Origin of the sequence: Pseudomonas sp. W15Feb9B (assembly GCF_000828175.1) — a bacterium.
In the GTDB taxonomy this organism is placed as follows: Bacteria; Pseudomonadota; Gammaproteobacteria; order Pseudomonadales; family Pseudomonadaceae; genus Aquipseudomonas; species Aquipseudomonas parakoreensis.
On record NZ_JTKF01000045.1, the window covers coordinates 1 to 17,325 of the forward strand.

Below are 17,325 nucleotides of genomic sequence, written 5' to 3' on the forward strand. Positions count from 1 at the left end.
AAACCGTAGGCGCTGCCCCCCGGATGAATCCCGGAGCGAAGGAACCCGAGCCTGAGCGAGGGCCGAACGTCAGGGTAAAGCCCTTTGGTTACTTTGGGGCTTTTGCCAAAGTGACCCGCCGTAAGGGCGGAACCCTGATCAGCAACACCCGCAGTAACGGATCCACACCCAAAACAGCCAAAAACCCTAAGCCATATCCGGATCCCGGGCAGCCCGCAAAGAATTACTCTCCAACTCATACCGCAACTCATCAATCAACGCCGCCACAGCCTCCGGCGTACGCAACTCATTGAGCTTCAACCCGCTGATCACCAGATCCACCTGTCCCGACTCCCGGTGATACAACTTCACCGTCAGCGAATGATCCCCATCCACTGAACACTCGCACGCCAGTGGCGAGAAACTCTGCTCAAGGCTGGCGCGCAACTGCGCAAGATTCATCATGGAGCTTGTTCCTTTAGCTGTTTCGAAGGGAGACGATCCCAAGCCAACAGGCTTGTATCGCACCCCACCAGACTAAGAACTGCCCCACCGCGCCAGAACCTGCATTTGCACCTCATCCATTAGTGCATTTGCACCTACCGTTGCCCCTTGGCGCCGCGTTCGCCGGAAAACAGACCCCGCTCCCGCGCCCACACAATCGCCTCGCTGCGACTGTGCACATCGAGCTTGGAATACACCGTCGCCACATGATTGCGCACGGTATTGGGTGCCAGCTTCAACCGGGCGGCGATCTCCTTGTCGGCCAACCCCTCGCAGATCAGCCCCAGCACGTCGCGCTCACGCGCCGTCAGATCAGTGAACGACACGCTCGGCAGCTGCGGCGAGTTGACCTTCTTCACATTCGCCAGTTTTTCGATCAGCGTCCGGCTGAACCACGAAGCATCCTTCATAACCTCTTCGATCGCCGCCACCAGCTCCAGCTCGGTGCGCTTGCGTTCGGTGATGTCCATCAGCACCAGCAGATAGCACGGCGTGTCCTGAATGTTCACGGTGTCAGCCGACACCGCGCACTCCAGCAGCTCTGCATCCTTCCTGCGCACGCGGACGTCGACCCGATCAATCCGACCGCTTTTGGCCAGGGCGTTCAGCAGCCGGGCCCGCGCACCGTCGTCGTCGATGAAATGCAGCTGGGTCACGGTTTTGCCCACCACCTCGTCGCTGTCGTAGGCGAGGGTGTCGAGGAACGCCTGATTGACATCAATCACCTGCTGCTCGTCAGCACTGCAGATCAGAATCGGCACCGGGGTCAGGCGAAACGCCTTGGCGAAGCGTTCCTCGCTCTGACGCAGCGCCACTTCCGCCTTGTGCCGCAGCTCCATGTCGACGAAGGAAAACAGCATGCAATCCTCATCATTGAGCACCAACGGTTGCCCGGCGACGATCACTTGCTTGCTGCCGCCATCGGGCAGACGCAGTTGAGCCTGCATCTGCGGAATGGTCGCCACATCGCGCAGGCGCTGAATCGCCAGATCCTTTTTCTCAGCCTGATCGAAGACATCGATTTCATAGGCCGAGGTACCGATCACCTGGTCGCGGGTATAACCGGTCATCTCCAGAAACCCCGGATTGACCTTGATGTAGCGCAAATCGCTGAGGCGGCAGATCACCGCCGGCGCCGGGTTGGCATTGAAGGTCTTTTCGAAGCGCTGCTCGGCATTGGCCCAATCGGTGACATCGCTCATGATCAGCACCAGCGACTCCGGCTGCCCTTCGCGGTCGGTCAGTACCATGCTGCGCACACTGTGCACCCAGACGCGTTCCGGGTCATCCATGGCAGACATTTCGACCAAAAGATCGCTGAATACCTCACAGCGTGCGACGCGGCTGATCGGATAGTTCTCGGGCGGCAACAGGTGATTGTTGCGATAACGCAGCGTGAAACGCTTGGCATACTCATCGGCATTAGTGCCCAGCTCGCCGATCCGGCTGACACCGTGCATGGCCAGTGCTGCCTCGTTGGCCCAGAGGATGCTCTGATCGAGCTCCAGCAGAATCACCCCGTCGGACAGCCCGGCGATAATCTGCTGCAACTGGCGACGATTGGTTTCAGTGGTCAGGACTTCCTGGCTCATTGGATCTCCACAGGGAATGCGCGTGTGAAGATTACGACCGCAGGCGTTCGTGATCGTGCCGAACATAAATATGCGCTCCACCACAGTCCCCTGTGGGAGCGAGCGTGCTCGCGAATACGGTAGTTCTTTCAAAGAATCTGTCGGCTGACACACCGCCTTCGCGAGCAAGCACGCTCCCACAAGGGGATCAAGGTTGATCTGAGGTTTCCACCAGCTCGCGCAACGTATCGAGAAACAGCCTGAGCACCGGCGAAGCATCATCGGCGCGGTAAGTCGCGTACAGCGGCACTTCCGGCAGCGCCGGCGTCAGCTTGCGAAACACCAGCCCTGCCGGCGCCAGTTGCTCGATCGAAGCCGGCAACAGCGCCACCCCGAACCCGGCGCGCACCAGGCTGAGCAACGTCTGCACTTCAATCACCTGCTGGCGGATCTGCGGGGTGAACCCGGCCTGAACGCAGCACTGATAAAGGAAGTTGGCAAACCGCGACTGCTTCAGTTCCAGCGCAACGAACGGTTCCTGCGCCAGATCCGCCGGGGCCAGCAGCTCGCGGCTGGCCAGCGGATGATCGGCCGGCATCACCACATGAATCGGTTCGTAGATCAGCAACTCGTTACGCAGCAACGGATCGTCATAACCGACCCGAAATACGCAGGCGTCGATACGTTTCTCTTTCAATGCCTTGACCTGCGCCGCCGGGGTCATTTCATGCAGGCGCCAGTTCACCTGCGGATAACGCTCACGAAACAAGTGCAGGGCCTTGGGCAGCACGCCGACCATCACCGAACTGATCATGCCGATTTCCAGCTCGCCGAGTTGCCCGCGCCCGGTCTGGCGCGTCAGATCCAGCGCCCGTTCCAGTTGTTCGAACACCAGCGGCGCCTGCTCCTTGAGCATCTGCCCCGCCGCTGTCAGTTCGACCCGGTGGTGACTGCGCTCGAACAACGGCGTGCCCAGCTCCTCCTCCAGCAGGCGAATCTGCTGGCTCAGCGGCGGCTGACAAATGTGCAACCGCTCCGCAGCCCGACCGAAATGCAACTCATCGGCCAGGGCCATGAAGTACCGCAGCAGGCGCAGGTCCATGGCGGCTTACCCCAGGCTCAGCGGTGTCGACCGCTGGCGCACGCCGGTCAACGCAAACAAAGCGTTGGCAATCGCCGGGGCCACCGACGGACTGCCCAACTCGCCGACGCCACCGGGTTTGCCCGGCTCGCCATCCAGCACCACGATATCGGTGGCCGGCATGTCCGACATCCGGGTCACGCGGTAGTCGTGGAAATTGCTCTGCACCACCCTGCCCTGTTGGATGTCGAGGCGATCAAACAACGCATGGCCCAAGCCCCACATCAGTCCGCCGTAGATCTGCTCCTCGACCCCGCCCGGCGACACGGCCAGACCGCAGTCGACCACACACGTCAGTTTCTCGACTTTCGGCTTGCCATCGACCGTCGCGACCCGCGCCACCACGGCGATAAAACTGCTGTAACCCTGAAAGGTCGCAATGCCCAGCGCGGTGCCGGGCGGCAACGGCTGGCCCCACCCGGCGCGTTCGGCAGCCTGTTTGAGCACCGCCACATGCCGTGGCCGTTCCTGCATGTTCGCCAGCCTGAAGGCCAACGGATCGGCGCCCGCCGCGTGGGCCAGTTCGTCCATAAAACTCTCGACGGCAAACACGTTGGGAATGAAGCTCACCGAGCGATACCAGCCGCTGGGCACCTGGCTTTCGTGCTTGACCCAGTTCAACTGCAGATGCGGCGGACGGTAGGCGAAGTCCCACGCGGTGATCGCCTCGGTGGTGCTGTAATCCATGTGATCCGGGCGCTCGAAGTAACCCGGCTCCCACTGCTCCGGCGACGCTGGTGACACCGCGTGCAGTTGCAGTGCGTTGAGTTTGCCTTGGGCATCCAGCGCGCCTCTGACCCGGTGCAGCGTCGCCGGGTGATTGAACAGTGCGTGCATTTCGTCTTCGCGGCTGTTGAGCAACTTCACCGGCACGCCGGTCTGTTGCGCCAGATACGCCACCTCGAACAACCAGTATTTGGCCTCCCGCGCACCGAAGCTGCCGCCGGACACCAGCTCATTGATGGTGACCTTGTCCTTGGCGATGCCGCAGACCGTTTGCGCGGCTTCCAGCGCCGACGACGGCACCTGCACGCCGCCCCAATAGGTGATCGCGTTGTCCTTGAGCAGTGCGGTGATGCAGATCGGTTCCAGCGGGTTCTGCACTTTGTACGGCATGTGGTAATCGGCTTCGATCAGCTGCGCCGCCTGCGACCATTGCGCGTCAACATCGCCATGCGTCATGGCTTTGATGGTCTGGCTTTTCGGGTCAGAAATAGCGGCCGCTTGCGCTTTGCCCAGTTCCGCGCTGTCGAAACCGGCCAGCGGCGAATCGCTCCATTTGATCTCCAGCACTTTGCGGCCCTGCTGCGCCGCCCAGAACGTCTCGGCCAACACCGCGACGCCTTCCAGGTTGCCACCGAGCACGTCCGGGCGCCCGGGGATTGCAAGCACCTGGCGCACGTCCGGCACCTGCAATGCCGCCGCCGAATTCACGCTGACGACTTTCGCCCCGACGACCGGCGCGCGCTGAATCACCGCCACCAGCATCCCCGGCAACTGCACGTCGATGCTGTACTTGAAGCGCCCGCAGACCTTGGCCGTGGCATCGCGCTTGTGCCGCAGTTTGCCGATGTATTTGAACTGCGCCGGATCCTTCAGGGTGACGTGGGCCGGTGCCGGCAAATGCGCCGCCACGCCGACCAGTTCGCCGTAGCCGAGGCTGCGTTTGCTGGGCAAATGAACCACCCGACCTTCTTCGGTGCTGCAGCTGTCCGGGCTGACTTTCCATTGCTTCGCTGCTGCCGCAATCAACAGCGCCCGCGCCGTGGCCCCGGCCATGCGCAAGCGCTCGTATTCCAGCGACACACTGGTGCTGCCGCCGGTGGAAAAGACTTTCCAGACCGGGTGAATGTAGGTCTCGAAGAACGGATCTTCCGGGGTGATGACCTGCACGGTCATCGGGTTCACATCCAGCTCTTCGGCCACGCACGCGGCCAGCGCCGTTTGCGTGCCAGTGCCGGAATCGTGCTTGTGCACCACCAGTTTTACCGTGCCGTCGGGGAAGATCCGCACCCAGGCGTTAGGCTCGAATTCCGTGGCCGGCGCCGGGGTTTTCGAGTCGCTGGCGGCGCTACCGGACGGCAGATACAGGGCAATCGCCAGGCCCGAAGCCACCGCCGCCGCTTGCTTGAGAAACACCCGGCGGGACGGTTTGAGCAAGGTGTCGTCGCGCAGCCTCATCAGGCCTCCTTCGGCGCGTTCGCCGCACGTTTGATCGCTTTGTTGATCCGCCCGTAGGTGCCGCAACGGCAGATATTGCCGCTCATCGCATTGCGGATCGAATCGTCGGTCACTGCCGCGCCAGTGTTGAGCAGCGCGGCGGCGGACATGATCTGCCCGGATTGACAGTAACCGCATTGCGGCACATCTTCGGCGACCCAGGCCAGTTGCAGCGGATGACTCTCGCTCGGCGACAAGCCTTCGATGGTGGTGATGCTGTGGCCCGCGACGGCGGCCAGCGGCAACTGGCAGGAACGCACCGCGACGCCGTCCAGATGCACGGTGCAGGCACCGCACAGGCCCATGCCGCAGCCGAATTTGGTGCCGGTGAGTTTCAGTTGATCACGCAGTACCCATAACAAGGGCATGGAGGGGGACGCTTCATCCAGCTCGCGTCGTTCGCCGTTAACCGTGAATGCGATCATTGTCAGGCTCCAAAAGAGCGGCCCGTCTTTGTGCGGGCCTGGTGACCGATTATTGGAACCCCGGGCAAACCGCGGCCAGCGACGATTTCTGCCAACCGCTGTAAGCAGGACTAACAACATGTACAAGCGATACCCGTCGGTGCAGTCCATGAGTGCGTTTATCCACGCGGCGCGCAGCGGCAGTTTTTCCAGCGCGGCGCGCAAGCTCGACCTGACGCACAGCGCGATCAGCCAGCAGATTCGCGCACTGGAAGATTTCATCGGTCAGCCGTTGTTCGTGCGTGAGGGCGGCGGCAGCAACCTCACCGATGCCGGGCAGTTGTTTGCCAGCGTGCTGGCGGACGGGCTGGCGCAGATCGACCGGGCCCTGTCCTCGGTGAAAAACCGCAGCGTGGCGCAGCGCCTGACCCTGGACGTCGACAGTGAACTGGCGCAGAGCTGGCTCAATCCGCGCCTGCCGGAATTGCTCGACGGACTGCCGGATTACGAGGTGACGCTGCTGTCGATGCCGCGCAGTGATCGCAGCAGCTTCGAGCGGGTGGATCTGGCGTTGCGTTACGGCTATGGCGATTGGGATGAGTGCGAGATGACACAGATCTGTGGCGATCGGGTGCTGGCGGTGGCTTCGCCGGCGTTGCTTGAGCGCTGTGGTTTGCAGTTGCCGTTGAGCCCTGCGCAGATCCTTGAATTGCCGCTGTTGGGCTATACGCGACGCTCGTGGATTCCGTGGCTGGATGCGGCCGGAATGCCCCCGGTGGAGCCAGCGGCGCGGGTGATTTTCGATAATGCGGCCAACCTGATTGCGGCGGCTGAAGCCGGGGTTGGTGCCGGGCTGGTGCGCGGTTTGCTCGCCGCCGATGCGTTGCGCAGTGGGCGGCTGGTGGCGTTGAACGAGGCGCAGATTGCTGCGCATTACAACCTCTACGCGGTGTGGCCGCATGGGCAGGCTGAGCGGGTGGCGCCGGTGGTTGAAGCCATCAAACAGTTGGCCCTGCGTACACAAACTTGACGCCATCGCTGGCAAGCCAGCTCCCACAAGTTTTTGTGGTGTGACACAGATCGGATCAACACTTCGATCACTGTGGGAGCTGGCTCGCCAGCGATGGCGTCGGCACATTCACCCTGAAACCCAAACCATATCGCCCAAGTATCACCACCGCGTCCAATTAGTATTGTACGAACCCCTCCCCCCTTTCCAATACTCGCCCTCAGCAACCACCCACCCGGGCCGGATGCGAACAGGCGAGGGAATGCGCGAGACCTGCGCATAGAAATGGCCGATTGCCCGGGGCGTGGATGCCGAGAGCCGCAAGGCTCCCTTCCCCGCTATCAGGAGATCGACTTCAATGATCATCGATATCAGCTGCTATCCCACGGATCTCGTGGACCTCGCCTGGAGGCATGACGGTGACCCGTTCACCGGCGAGCGTCTGCTGGAGATGATGGATGGCCCGTACATGGTCAACGGCAAACCTCGCCGGATCGACAAAGCCTTCATCCAGCCGCCGCAGGGCAACACCATTTACACCTGGACCGACGGCGAACTCTCGGGCCGCGAATCCATCGACGCCTACATGGCCTACACCCTGAAAATGGTGCAGACCTACCCGGATCGTTTCATCGGCTGCTTCGTCTACAACCCGCGCTGCGGCGTGGAAAACGGCGTGGAGGCGATCGAGCGCTACGTCAAGGAGCACGGTTTCAAGATGGTGCAGATGCAGGCCAACATGCACGCCTACCGGCCTGACCGGGCGCTGGACTGGGTGCGCCCGTGCTTCGAGAAATGCGCCGAGCTGGGGATTCCGGTCAAGCTGCACACCGGCGACGGGCCGTACAGCATCCCCTCGGAATGGGTACCGATGATCAAGGAATTCCCCAACGTGAATTTCATCATGGCCCACTTCGGCGTGCAGACCGGCGGGGTCTACGTGTTCGAACCGATGCAATGGGCGATGGAGCTGCCCAACGTGTACTGCGAATCCGGCTGGTGCCTGCAATCGCGGATCGTCGAGTTCGCCAAGGTCTTGCCAACGCACAAGATCCTGTTCGGCACCGACACCCCGCCGAACGAACCGGGCATGTGGCTGCGCCTGCTCGAAGTGCTGTGCCACGAGCCGCCGCAGGGCCTGAACCTCGACGAGGACACCCTCGAAGAGTATCTGGGCAACAACACCGCGCGGATGATCGGCCTCGAACCGACCCCGCCGCCGCGTTCCGTTTCCGAAGCAGAGGCGCAACTCAAGCGCCCCGTCACCACGCAACTGGCCAGGAGCTGAACCGATGATCATCGACACCCATCTGCACCCCACCAACCTGGTCGACGAGGCCTGGCGCCACACCGGCGAACCGTTCACCGGCGAGCGCATGCTCAAGCTGATGGACGGCCCGTACATGATCAACGGCAAGCCACGCCGCATCGATATGGGTTTTATCCAGCCGCCACCGGGCAACACCGGTTATCGCGACGGCAACCGCCGGGGCCGCGAAGGCGTGCGTGACTACATGTCGTACGTCGCCGAACTCTGTGTGAAGTACCCGGACCGCTTCATCGGCAACTTCAACTTCAACCCGCGCTGGGGCCCGGAAAACGGTGCGGCGGAGCTGGAATTCCACATCAAGGAATACGGCTTCAAGATGCTCAAGCTGCACGCCAACATGCACGGCTATCGCCCGGATCGGGCGCTGGACTGGCTGCGTCCGGCGATGAAAGTCTGCGCCAAGTACAACATCGTGGTGCTGATCCATACCGGCGACGGCCCGTACACCATTCCGACGATGTTCTACCCGATCATCCGCGAGTTCCCGATGGTCAATTTCATCATCGGCCACTTCGGCATCCAGACCGGCGGCAACTACTCGTTCGAGGCGTTCTGGATGGCGATGGACACGCCGAACGTGTACTGCGAATCCGGCTGGTGCTTCCAGTCACGGATCGTCGAATTCGCCAAGGAACTGCCGCGCAACAAGATCGTGTTCGGCACCGACTCGCCGCCAAACGAACCGGGCATGTGGCTGCGCGAGCTGGAGGTGTTGTGCTCACCGGCACCGCAAGGGCTGGGCATCGACGAGGACCATCTGGAGGACTACCTGGGCAACAACATCGCGCGGTTGTGCGGAATCGAACCGACGCCACCGCCGAAGGATCTGGTTGAGGCTGATATTCGCCTGACGACCACGTACCTCTGATACCGCTGTTCGCTGAAGCCATGCTGAACCCTTGTGGCGAGGGAGCTTGCTCCCGCTGGGTGGCGAAGCCGCCCCGCTTTTTCCCAATGAGCTTGGGCCTGCTGCGCAGTCCAGCGGGAGCAAGCTCCCTCGCCACAGGAATCTCCTCAGCACCTAAGTGAACAGTAGAGGCAACACAGCGACTTTACAGGCACGAAGATGACCCGGCGTTTGCTCGACCGGCAGGCCAACGGCTGCTCGATCGAACACCTTCTCACCCCTGCGTGCCTGCTTTTTACGAGGTGAAACCATGACCCGTTCGACGCTCGGCGATTCTCAGGATTTTCACGTGTTCATCGATGCCTATCGCCGAGAGTACCCGGACGATGTGCTGACCATCACCCAACCCGTTTCTGCCGATCAGGACATCACCGCCCTGGTCGATGCCCTCGCCGCACAGGGCCGCGATCCGTTGCTGATCTGCGAAAACGTCGGCGGCCTCAAGGTGCCGGTGGCGACCAACCTGTTTGCCTCCCGCACCCGCATCGCGCGGTTGTTCGGCGTAACGCCTGCACAACTGCACGAAACCTTCCAGCGCCGCGCCAACCAGCCCATCGCCCCGCGCTACGTGGAAAGCGGCCCGGTGCTTGATGAAGTGTTCGAAGGCGAAGCCGTGGATCTGGCGCTGCTGCCGATGCTCAAGCACTTCGACAGCGATCGCGGGCCATACATCACCAACGCGATCATCATCGCCGAGGACCCGCTGACCGGCATCGCCAACATGAGCTACCACCGCTCGATGCGCCACGCCCGCCAGTCCCTGGCGACCAGCCTGCACTCGCGCGGACATTTGTGGCGAATGCTGCAGACCGCTCGTGAACGCGGTGAAGAATTGCGCGTGGCTATGGTGGTCGGCGCGCATCCGCTGTTCATGCTCGCGGCGGCAGCGCGCTTGCCTTACGGCAGCGATGAACGTGCCGTCGCTGGCGGCTTGTTCGGTGCGCCGCTGGAACTGGTCAAGACCCCGCGCTACGGCATCGGCGTCCCGGCATACGCCGAGTTCGTTCTCGAAGGCGCCATTGACCCGACGGCCTACGCCGAGGAAGGCCCGTTCGGCGAGTTCAGCGGTTATTCCTCGGATCGCTCGACCAACAATGTGCTGCGCGTCGACACCCTGTTGCGGCGCAAGGACGCCTGGCTGGTCGATGTCATGGGCGGCCGCTACGCCGAACATCTGACCCTCGCCCGTCTGCCGCGGGAAGCGGAAATGAGCGAGAAGCTCAAGGCACGTTTCCCCGCCGTCACCGCCGTGCACTACCCGAACTCCGGCACCCACTTTCATTGCTACGTGGCGCTGGATCAGAGCCGCGACGGCGAAGCGCGGCAGATCATGCTGGCCCTGCTCGGCTGGGATCCGTATCTGAAAAGCGTGATCGCGGTGGACAGCGATATCGACATCACTGACGACAGCCAGGTGTTGTGGGCGCTAGCCACGCATTTCCAGCCGCACCTCGATATTTTCATGATCGACGGCTTGCCCGGCAGCCCGCTGGACCCGTCGTCCTCGGTCAACGGCACCACGTCGCGCATGGGTCTTGACGCCACCCGTGGCTCGGGCTTCGACGGGATCAAGGCGCAGCTCGATCAGGACGTGCTCGAACGAGCGCGGCAACGGCTCAAAGGGTTGCCGTTGTGAACCGCCAGCGGATGGTGGTCGGCATCAGCGGCGCGTCCGGCTTCATCTACGGCGTGCGCCTGCTGCAATTGCTCGCCGAACTGGACATCGAAAGCCACCTGATCATCAGCCGCGCCGCGCTGCTGACCATGGCCCACGAGACCGACTACAAACTGGCCGATGTCACTGCACTCGCCAGCCACTACCACCGCGCCGATGACGTCGCGGCCGGGATTGCCAGCGGTTCGTTTCGCTGCCTCGGCATGGTGGTCGCGCCGTGTTCGATGCGCACCCTGGCGGAGATTGCCACCGGTACGTCGTCCGGGCTGATCGGCCGCGCTGCCGACGTCACCCTCAAGGAACGCCGCACCTTGGTGCTGATGGCCCGCGAAACGCCGCTGACCCTCGCCCACCTGCGCAACATGACGGCCGTGACCGAGATGGGCGGGGTCATCGCCCCACCGGTGCCGGCGTTCTACGCCCAGCCCGAAAGCCTGGCGCAGATGGTCGATCACAGCCTGGGCAGAGTGCTCGACCTGTTCGGCCTGGATGCCGGCGTTGCCGCCCGCTGGCAAGAACATCCCGGCCCCTGTGGGAGCTGGCTTGCCAGCGAAAGCAACAGGTCAGTCGGCATCACTGGTGAATGACACACCGCCATCGCTGGCAAGCCAGCTCCCACAGTTGATCGCACTCCGACTAATAACACAGGTAAGGAGCTCCAGATGAACACCCCCTTCAACGCCCCAACCCGCAACACCAAAATCCCCGTGACCATCCTCACCGGTTTTCTCGGTGCCGGTAAAACCACCCTGCTCAACTACATCCTCAAGGAAAACCACGGGCGCAAGATCGCCGTGATCGAAAACGAGTTTGGCGAGGTCGGCATCGACGGCGATCTGGTGCTCAGCTCGGAGACCGAAGAAATCTACGAAATGGTCAACGGCTGCGTGTGCTGCACCGCCGAGGTTCGTGAGGATCTGGTGCGCATCATCCGCGAACTGGTGGCGCGCCCGGTGCGCCTCGATCACATCCTGATCGAGACCAGCGGGCTGGCCGACCCGTACCCGGTGGCGCAAAGCTTTTTCATCAATGACCCGATTGCCGAGGACGTCGAACTCGATGCGATCGTGACCATGGTCGACGCCAAGCACATCGCCCAACACCTGGAAGATTTGCAACTGGATGGCGTCGACAATCAGGCGGTGGATCAGATCGTCTGCGCCGACCGCATCGTCATCAACAAGGTCGATCTGGTCAGCCCTGAAGAGGTGGACATTCTGCGCGGCAAGATCCGTGGTTTGAACGCCACGGCGGATCTGGTGACCTCCACTCATGCGCAGATCGACCTGACGAAAATCCTCGGCATCGGCGCCTTCGAATGCACGCAGAAGCTCATGGAAATCGGCGCTGAACAGCACGCTCACCATGACCACCACGACCATGATGAGCCCGACCACGAACACGACCCGAGCGTGTCATCGGTGGGCATCGCCGTGGATGGAGCGGTCAACCTGATGGCGTTCCACCGCTGGATCAGCGAACTGCGCTCGTCCCAGGCCGATAACCTCTACCGCATGAAAGGCGTGCTCGCCGTGGCCAACGAAGACCAGCGCTACGTGCTGCAAGGCGTGCACAGCCTGGTGGAGTTCCGCGCCTCGACCGCCTGGGGCACGGAGCCCCGCTCGAGCAAGATCGTGTTCATCGGCCGCGACCTGGACCGCGCGGCGCTGAACCAGGGCTTTGCCGCCTGCCTGGCAGGCTGAACAAGGCATCGGAGCCGGTGGATGGCGGCTTCGGGCACGAATGACTGGAACGATCAATTGGCGGTGACCCGGTACCTGTGGCGAGGGAGCTTGCTCCCTCGCCACAGGTGTCTCATCACGGCATCAGGCAATTGATCGGCATCAGACGAATACCCCTCTCTACCGCATAAAAACAGCCAGAGGTGATTCACCATGTCGTCAGCCACTCCTTCCTCCACCGTGCACCCCGTCGACCGCGTTTTGCCGGTGCGACAGATGCTCACCCTCGGCCTGCAACACATGGCCGTCTCGTACATCGGCGCCATCGCCGTGCCGTTGATCGTTGCCAGTGCATTAAAAATGTCCCACGCCGATACCGTGGTGCTGATCAGTACCACGCTGTTCTGCTCGGGCATCGCCACCCTGTTGCAGACCGTCGGTTTCTGGAAATTCGGCGTGCGCCTGCCGATCCTGCAAGGTGTGGCGTTCAGCAGCGTCGGCCCGGTAATCGCCATCGGCAGCAACCCCGAGGTGGGCTTCCCCGGGGTCTGCGGCGCGGTGATCGGTGCCGGGATTTTCACCCTGCTGATGGCGCCGTTCGTGGGCCGTTTACGGCGGTTTTTCCCGCCGGTGGTGACCGGTTGCATCGTCACCGTGATCGGTCTGCAACTGTTCCCGATTGCCTATGAATGGGTCGGTGGCGGACGCAATGCGAGCAACTTCGGCGCGCCGGCCTTTCTCGCGGTGGCGGTGGTGGTGCTGCTGACCATTCTGCTGGTCAATCGCTATGGCAGCCCGCTGCTGCGAAACATGGCGGTGCTGGTGGGCATGCTGGTCGGCGCCGGTCTGGCCTACGGTCTGGGCATGGGCAATTTCCACAGTGTTGAAGAGGCCCCGTGGCTGACCGTGCCCTACCCGTTCTACTTCGGCCTGCCGACGTTCAGCCTGATCCCTATCGCGACCATGGTGGTGGTGATGATCGTGCAGATGGTCGAGTCGATGGGGCTGTTCGTGGCCATCGGCGACATCGTCGACAAACCGGTGGAAGACCAGCAAGTGGTCAACGGCCTGCGCGCCAATGGCCTGGCCAGCACCATCGCCGGAATGTTCGCCGCATTCCCGTTTATCGCCTTCATGGAAAACGTCGGCCTGGTGATCCTGACCGGCGTGCGCAGCCGTTGGGTGGTCGCCGTCAGTGGCCTGCTGATGTGTTCGATTGCGCTGGTGCCCAAGGCCGGGGCGATCATCGCCTCGATGCCGACGGCGGCGCTGGGCGGTGCCGGCATTGCCATGTTCGGCGTGGTCGCGGCGGCGGGTATCCAGACCCTGGCCAAGGTCGACTACGAACGCAATCGCTACAACGTGTTGATCGTCGGTTTCACCATCGCCGCCGCGCTGGTACCGGTGCTCGCCCCGACTCTGTTCAAACAACTGCCCGAGTGGTCACAGCCGTTCCTGCACAGCAGCGTGGTCATCGCCTGCCTGGTGTCGGTGCTGCTCAACGCAGCGCTCAATGGCGTCAGCGTGCCAGACACCACACCCGGCAAATCCGCCTCGCACATTCTCTGACTGGAGCCTGCCCATGACTCAACTTCAAAACATCCTGATCAAAAACCCGCTCGCGGTGATGACCGGCCTGCGCGGTCCGCGTGCCCGGGCCGGCGCGGTGGACATTCGCGTGGTCAACGGACGCATCGCCGAAATGGCCGCCGACCTTGAGCCACAACCCGGCGAACGGGTGATCGATGCGCACAACAGCGTGGTCTATCCGGGCTGGGTCAACACCCACCATCACCTGTTCCAGAACCTGCTCAAAGCCGTACCCGAAGGTTTGAATCAGGATCTGCAAGGCTGGCTGGCGAGTGTGCCCTACCCAAGGTTGAACCGCTTTACCCCGCAACTGGCGCGGATCGCCGCTCGGCTGGGCATGGTCGAATTGCTGTTGTCCGGGGTGACGACCTGCGCCGATCACCACTATCTCTACCATGCCCACGGCACCACCGAGACCGGGGACCTGCTGTTCGATCTGGCCGATGAGTTCGGCCTGCGCTTTGTGCTGTGTCGCGGTGGCGCACTGGAATCGGCGAGCGCGCACCCGGGCTTCTCGAAAACCGCGCTGCAACCGGAAAGCCTCGAGCAAATGGTCGGCGATATCGAGCGGCTGAAATCGCTGTATCACCAGGACACCCCGGACGCCCTGCGCCGAGTGGCCGTCGCGCCCACCACGCCGACCTTTTCGCTGCCGCCGACCCTGCTGCGCGAACTGGCGCACACCGCTCGCGGCCTCGGTTTGCGCCTGCACACACACCTGTCGGAAACCCAGAACTATGTGAGTTTCTGCCGCGACAAGTACAACTGCCTGCCGGTGGAATTCGTCGCCGAACACGAATGGCTCGGGCCCGACGTCTGGTTCGCCCACGCCGTGCACCTGCAACCGGGGGAAATCCGCATGCTCGCCCAGACCGGTAGCGGCGTCTCGCACTGCCCGGTGAGCAACGCGCGCCTGGGCAGCGGCGTCGCCCCGGTGCCGCAAATGTTTGAGGCCGGCGTGCCGATCTCCCTCGGCGTCGACGGCGTCGCGTCCAACGAATCCGGGAGCATGGTCGGCGAAGCCAACACCGCGTGGCTGATCCACCGCGCCGAACAAGGCGCCTCGGCGACCACCGCCGAAGACGTGATCCATTGGGGCACAGCGGGCGGCGCCCAGGTATTGGGACTGGGCGCGGTCGGTACACTGCAAGTCGGGCAAGCGGCAGATCTGGTGATCTACAGCCTCGACCATCCCCGCTTCTTCGGCTTCCACGATTGCGCGGTTGCACCCGTCGTCGCGGGGGAACCGATCACGGTGAAATACAGCCTGGTGGGCGGCCGGATCGTGGTCGATAACGGCGTGATTCCGGGGCTGGACATCGAACGGATGCGCGTCGAGGCGTGGGAAGGTGTGCAGGCGATGATGAATATCGAGGATTGATCCGATCTCACATTCAATGCAAAACCCTGTGGGAGCCGGCTTGCCAGCGATGGAGGGCGTTCAGTCAATGCAGCAGAGACTGACCCACTGCTATCGCTGGCAAGCCAGCTCCCACAAAACATTGAGTCATTCGCGAATTCGGGGTTTGTCGACTAACGTTATTCCCTCATCGGATTGAGCCCCTGCCAGCTTCACCGGGCTCTTGATCAAGGAGAGACTGATGACGTCGCGTCGCAACATCGAACAGACTTATCGCACCTGGTCCAGCCCGATTCTGCTGGAACTGAAAAAGCGTGAACACCAAATGGCGCCGGTCGAGCGTCAGGCACTGGAGAATGTTTTGGTCGAACGAAGGTTGCTGGATGTCGGCAACCCCAACGGCCCTGACCGACGTCAGGGCACTGCAAGTAAAAATGACCGGCCCGGATGATCAAACCAATTCGTTCCTGCAGGTGGCCACTAAAAGATCGCAGCCTTCGGCAGCTCCTACAGGTTGAATGCAATCCAACTGTAGGAGCTGCCGAAGGCTGCGATCTTTTGATCTTCAGGCCGCGCGCTGCCCCTCCGCCACCATCGCCGAAGCCGCCAACATCGCCCGCAACAACACCGCACACCCGGCCGCCAGATCATCCGGCGCGGCATTCTCGATTTCGTTGTGGCTGATGCCGCCTTCGCACGGCACGAAGATCATTCCGGCCGGGCCGAGTTCGGCGAGGAAGATCGCGTCGTGGCCGGCGCCGCTGACGATGTCCATGTGTGACAAGCCCAGGCCTTTCGCCGCGCCGCGCACGGCTTCGACGCAGCCCTTTTCGAAGTACAGCGGCGGGAAGTCGGCGGTCGGGGTCAGTTCATAGGTCAGGCCGTGTTCTTCGCAGGTCGCGTCGATGACCTGCTTCACTTCGGCAATCATCGAATCAAGGCGCTCTGGCTGCAGATGGCGGAAGTCGAGGGTCATGCGCACTTCGCCGGGGATGACGTTACGCGAGCCGGGATAGGCTTGCAGGCAACCGACGGTGCCGCAAGCGTGGGGTTGGTGGCCGAGGGCGGCGCGGTTGACTGCACCGACAATCACCGAGGCGCCGACCAGGGCGTCCTTGCGCAGGTGCATCGGCGTTGGCCCGGCGTGCGCTTCGACGCCGCGCAGTTTCAGGTCGAACCACTTCTGCCCAAGGGCGCCGAGGACCACGCCGATGGTTTTCTGTTCGTCTTCGAGAATCGGGCCTTGCTCGATGTGCGCTTCGAAGTAGGCGCCGACCTTATGCCCGCTGACTTTGCGTGACCCCGCGTAACCAATGGCGTTGAGCGCTTCGCCGACGGTGACGCCTTCGGCATCGACCTTGGCCAGGGTTTCTTCGAGGGTGAATTTCTCGGCGAACACGCCGGAACCCATCATGCACGGAGCAAAGCGCGAGCCTTCTTCGTTGGTCCAGACCACCACTTCCAGCGGTGCTTCGGTTTCCACGCCGAGGTCATTGAGGGTGCGCAGCACCTCGACGCCGGCGAGCACGCCGAAGCAGCCGTCGAATTTGCCGCCGGTGGGTTGGGTGTCGATGTGGCTACCGGTCATCACCGGCGGCAGGTTCGGGTTACGCCCCGGACGACGGGCGAAGATGTTGCCGACTGCATCCACCGTGACGCTGCATCCGGCGTCCTTGCACCACTGCACGAACAGGTCGCGGGCCTGGCGATCGAGGTCGGTCAGGGCCAGACGACAGACCCCGCCCTTGACCGTGGCACCGAGCTTGGCCAGTTCCATGAGCGAGGCCCAGAGGCGGTCGCGGTTGATGTGCTGATGGGTGGATTGCAGAACGTCTACGGCTGCGTTCATGTTGATCTCCTCAGGCAGTTTCTTAGGATATTTCTTTGGTGTTTTCCAGGCCGCCATCGCTGGCAAGCCAGCTCCCACAGGTTTTGAGTGAACTCATGGTTTGT

Annotated in this window: 15 protein-coding genes; 9 read left to right on the plus strand and 6 right to left on the minus strand. The window is 62.6% G+C overall.

All coding sequences use genetic code 11. From position 1 onward, the window contains the following. Nucleotides 1-186: 186 nt before the first annotated feature. The 5 genes from OC71_RS21790 to OC71_RS21810 all read right to left on the minus strand — a co-directional run bounded on the left by OC71_RS21790 (nt 187) and on the right by OC71_RS21810 (nt 5,840). Nucleotides 187-444, minus strand: a complete 258-nt coding sequence (locus OC71_RS21790; RefSeq protein WP_041073283.1) for a DUF1652 domain-containing protein — start codon at nt 442-444, stop codon at nt 187-189. 134 nt (nt 445-578) lie between these two features. After that, nucleotides 579-2,075, minus strand: coding sequence for a helix-turn-helix transcriptional regulator (locus OC71_RS21795; RefSeq protein WP_041073285.1), 1,497 nt, complete (start codon nt 2,073-2,075; stop codon nt 579-581). Between the two features lie 187 nt (nt 2,076-2,262). Further along, nucleotides 2,263-3,156, minus strand: coding sequence for a LysR substrate-binding domain-containing protein (locus OC71_RS21800; RefSeq protein ID WP_041073287.1), 894 nt, complete (start codon nt 3,154-3,156; stop codon nt 2,263-2,265). 6 nt (nt 3,157-3,162) lie between these two features. Next, nucleotides 3,163-5,376, minus strand: a complete 2,214-nt coding sequence (locus OC71_RS21805) for a xanthine dehydrogenase family protein molybdopterin-binding subunit (protein ID WP_041073289.1) — start codon at nt 5,374-5,376, stop codon at nt 3,163-3,165. After that, the gene (locus OC71_RS21810) at nt 5,376-5,840 is read right to left on the minus strand and encodes a (2Fe-2S)-binding protein (RefSeq protein WP_041073291.1); all 465 of its coding nucleotides are present in this window, start codon (nt 5,838-5,840) and stop codon (nt 5,376-5,378) included. Before OC71_RS21810 ends, OC71_RS21805 begins: the two co-directional genes overlap by 1 nt. 118 nt (nt 5,841-5,958) lie before the next feature. On the opposite strand from OC71_RS21810, the gene OC71_RS21815 reads away from it, so the two are divergent. The 9 genes from OC71_RS21815 to OC71_RS21855 all read left to right on the plus strand — a co-directional run bounded on the left by OC71_RS21815 (nt 5,959) and on the right by OC71_RS21855 (nt 15,823). Beyond that, a complete protein-coding gene (locus OC71_RS21815; RefSeq protein ID WP_041073293.1) occupies nt 5,959-6,849 on the plus strand; it encodes a LysR substrate-binding domain-containing protein in 891 nt (296 codons plus the stop codon). A gap of 337 nt (nt 6,850-7,186) precedes the next feature. Beyond that, nucleotides 7,187-8,116 carry an amidohydrolase family protein gene (locus OC71_RS21820; protein WP_007965237.1) on the plus strand — a complete coding sequence of 310 codons (930 nt, stop codon included), beginning with the start codon at nt 7,187-7,189 and terminating at the stop codon, nt 8,114-8,116. A 4-nt stretch (nt 8,117-8,120) separates the two neighbouring features. Then, nucleotides 8,121-9,026, plus strand: coding sequence for an amidohydrolase family protein (locus OC71_RS21825; RefSeq protein ID WP_003224037.1), 906 nt, complete (start codon nt 8,121-8,123; stop codon nt 9,024-9,026). 289 nt (nt 9,027-9,315) lie between these two features. Beyond that, the gene (locus tag OC71_RS21830; RefSeq protein ID WP_041073295.1) at nt 9,316-10,701 is read left to right on the plus strand and encodes a UbiD family decarboxylase; all 1,386 of its coding nucleotides are present in this window, start codon (nt 9,316-9,318) and stop codon (nt 10,699-10,701) included. Between the two features lie 11 nt (nt 10,702-10,712). After that, nucleotides 10,713-11,327: a UbiX family flavin prenyltransferase gene (locus OC71_RS21835; RefSeq protein WP_174377240.1), complete on the plus strand. Its 615-nt coding sequence runs from the start codon at nt 10,713-10,715 to the stop codon at nt 11,325-11,327. Between the two features lie 75 nt (nt 11,328-11,402). Then, on the plus strand, nt 11,403-12,443 hold the full coding sequence (locus OC71_RS21840) for a GTP-binding protein (protein WP_041073299.1): 1,041 nt from the start codon (nt 11,403-11,405) through the stop codon (nt 12,441-12,443). A gap of 192 nt (nt 12,444-12,635) precedes the next feature. Continuing rightward, nucleotides 12,636-13,991: a nucleobase:cation symporter-2 family protein gene (locus OC71_RS21845; RefSeq protein ID WP_041073301.1), complete on the plus strand. Its 1,356-nt coding sequence runs from the start codon at nt 12,636-12,638 to the stop codon at nt 13,989-13,991. A 13-nt stretch (nt 13,992-14,004) separates the two neighbouring features. Continuing rightward, complete coding sequence (locus OC71_RS21850) at nt 14,005-15,393, plus strand: amidohydrolase family protein (protein ID WP_041073304.1); 1,389 nt, start codon at nt 14,005-14,007, stop codon at nt 15,391-15,393. Nucleotides 15,394-15,613: 220 nt separating this feature from the next. Next, entirely contained in the window at nt 15,614-15,823 is a 210-nt protein-coding gene (locus OC71_RS21855; protein WP_041073306.1) for a hypothetical protein, read from the plus strand. Nucleotides 15,824-15,937: 114 nt separating this feature from the next. Here the strand turns inward: OC71_RS21855 and OC71_RS21860 are convergent, their stop codons facing one another. Next, entirely contained in the window at nt 15,938-17,221 is a 1,284-nt protein-coding gene (locus tag OC71_RS21860; protein ID WP_041073308.1) for a Zn-dependent hydrolase, read from the minus strand. Between the last annotated feature and the right edge of the window lie 104 nt (nt 17,222-17,325).

Bases quoted from the DNA above. Each gene is read 5' to 3' on its own strand.
- OC71_RS21790 (WP_041073283.1), bottom strand. From the start codon at position 444: ATGATGAATCTTGCGCAGTTGCGCGCCAGCCTTGAGCAGAGTTTCTCG.
- OC71_RS21795 (WP_041073285.1), bottom strand. From the start codon at position 2,075: ATGAGCCAGGAAGTCCTGACCACTGAAACCAATCGTCGCCAGTTGCAG.
- OC71_RS21800 (WP_041073287.1), bottom strand. From the start codon at position 3,156: ATGGACCTGCGCCTGCTGCGGTACTTCATGGCCCTGGCCGATGAGTTG.
- OC71_RS21805 (WP_041073289.1), bottom strand. From the start codon at position 5,376: ATGAGGCTGCGCGACGACACCTTGCTCAAACCGTCCCGCCGGGTGTTT.
- OC71_RS21810 (WP_041073291.1), bottom strand. From the start codon at position 5,840: ATGATCGCATTCACGGTTAACGGCGAACGACGCGAGCTGGATGAAGCG.
- OC71_RS21815 (WP_041073293.1), top strand. From the start codon at position 5,959: ATGTACAAGCGATACCCGTCGGTGCAGTCCATGAGTGCGTTTATCCAC.
- OC71_RS21820 (WP_007965237.1), top strand. From the start codon at position 7,187: ATGATCATCGATATCAGCTGCTATCCCACGGATCTCGTGGACCTCGCC.
- OC71_RS21825 (WP_003224037.1), top strand. From the start codon at position 8,121: ATGATCATCGACACCCATCTGCACCCCACCAACCTGGTCGACGAGGCC.
- OC71_RS21830 (WP_041073295.1), top strand. From the start codon at position 9,316: ATGACCCGTTCGACGCTCGGCGATTCTCAGGATTTTCACGTGTTCATC.
- OC71_RS21835 (WP_174377240.1), top strand. From the start codon at position 10,713: ATGGTGGTCGGCATCAGCGGCGCGTCCGGCTTCATCTACGGCGTGCGC.
- OC71_RS21840 (WP_041073299.1), top strand. From the start codon at position 11,403: ATGAACACCCCCTTCAACGCCCCAACCCGCAACACCAAAATCCCCGTG.
- OC71_RS21845 (WP_041073301.1), top strand. From the start codon at position 12,636: ATGTCGTCAGCCACTCCTTCCTCCACCGTGCACCCCGTCGACCGCGTT.
- OC71_RS21850 (WP_041073304.1), top strand. From the start codon at position 14,005: ATGACTCAACTTCAAAACATCCTGATCAAAAACCCGCTCGCGGTGATG.
- OC71_RS21855 (WP_041073306.1), top strand. From the start codon at position 15,614: ATGACGTCGCGTCGCAACATCGAACAGACTTATCGCACCTGGTCCAGC.
- OC71_RS21860 (WP_041073308.1), bottom strand. From the start codon at position 17,221: ATGAACGCAGCCGTAGACGTTCTGCAATCCACCCATCAGCACATCAAC.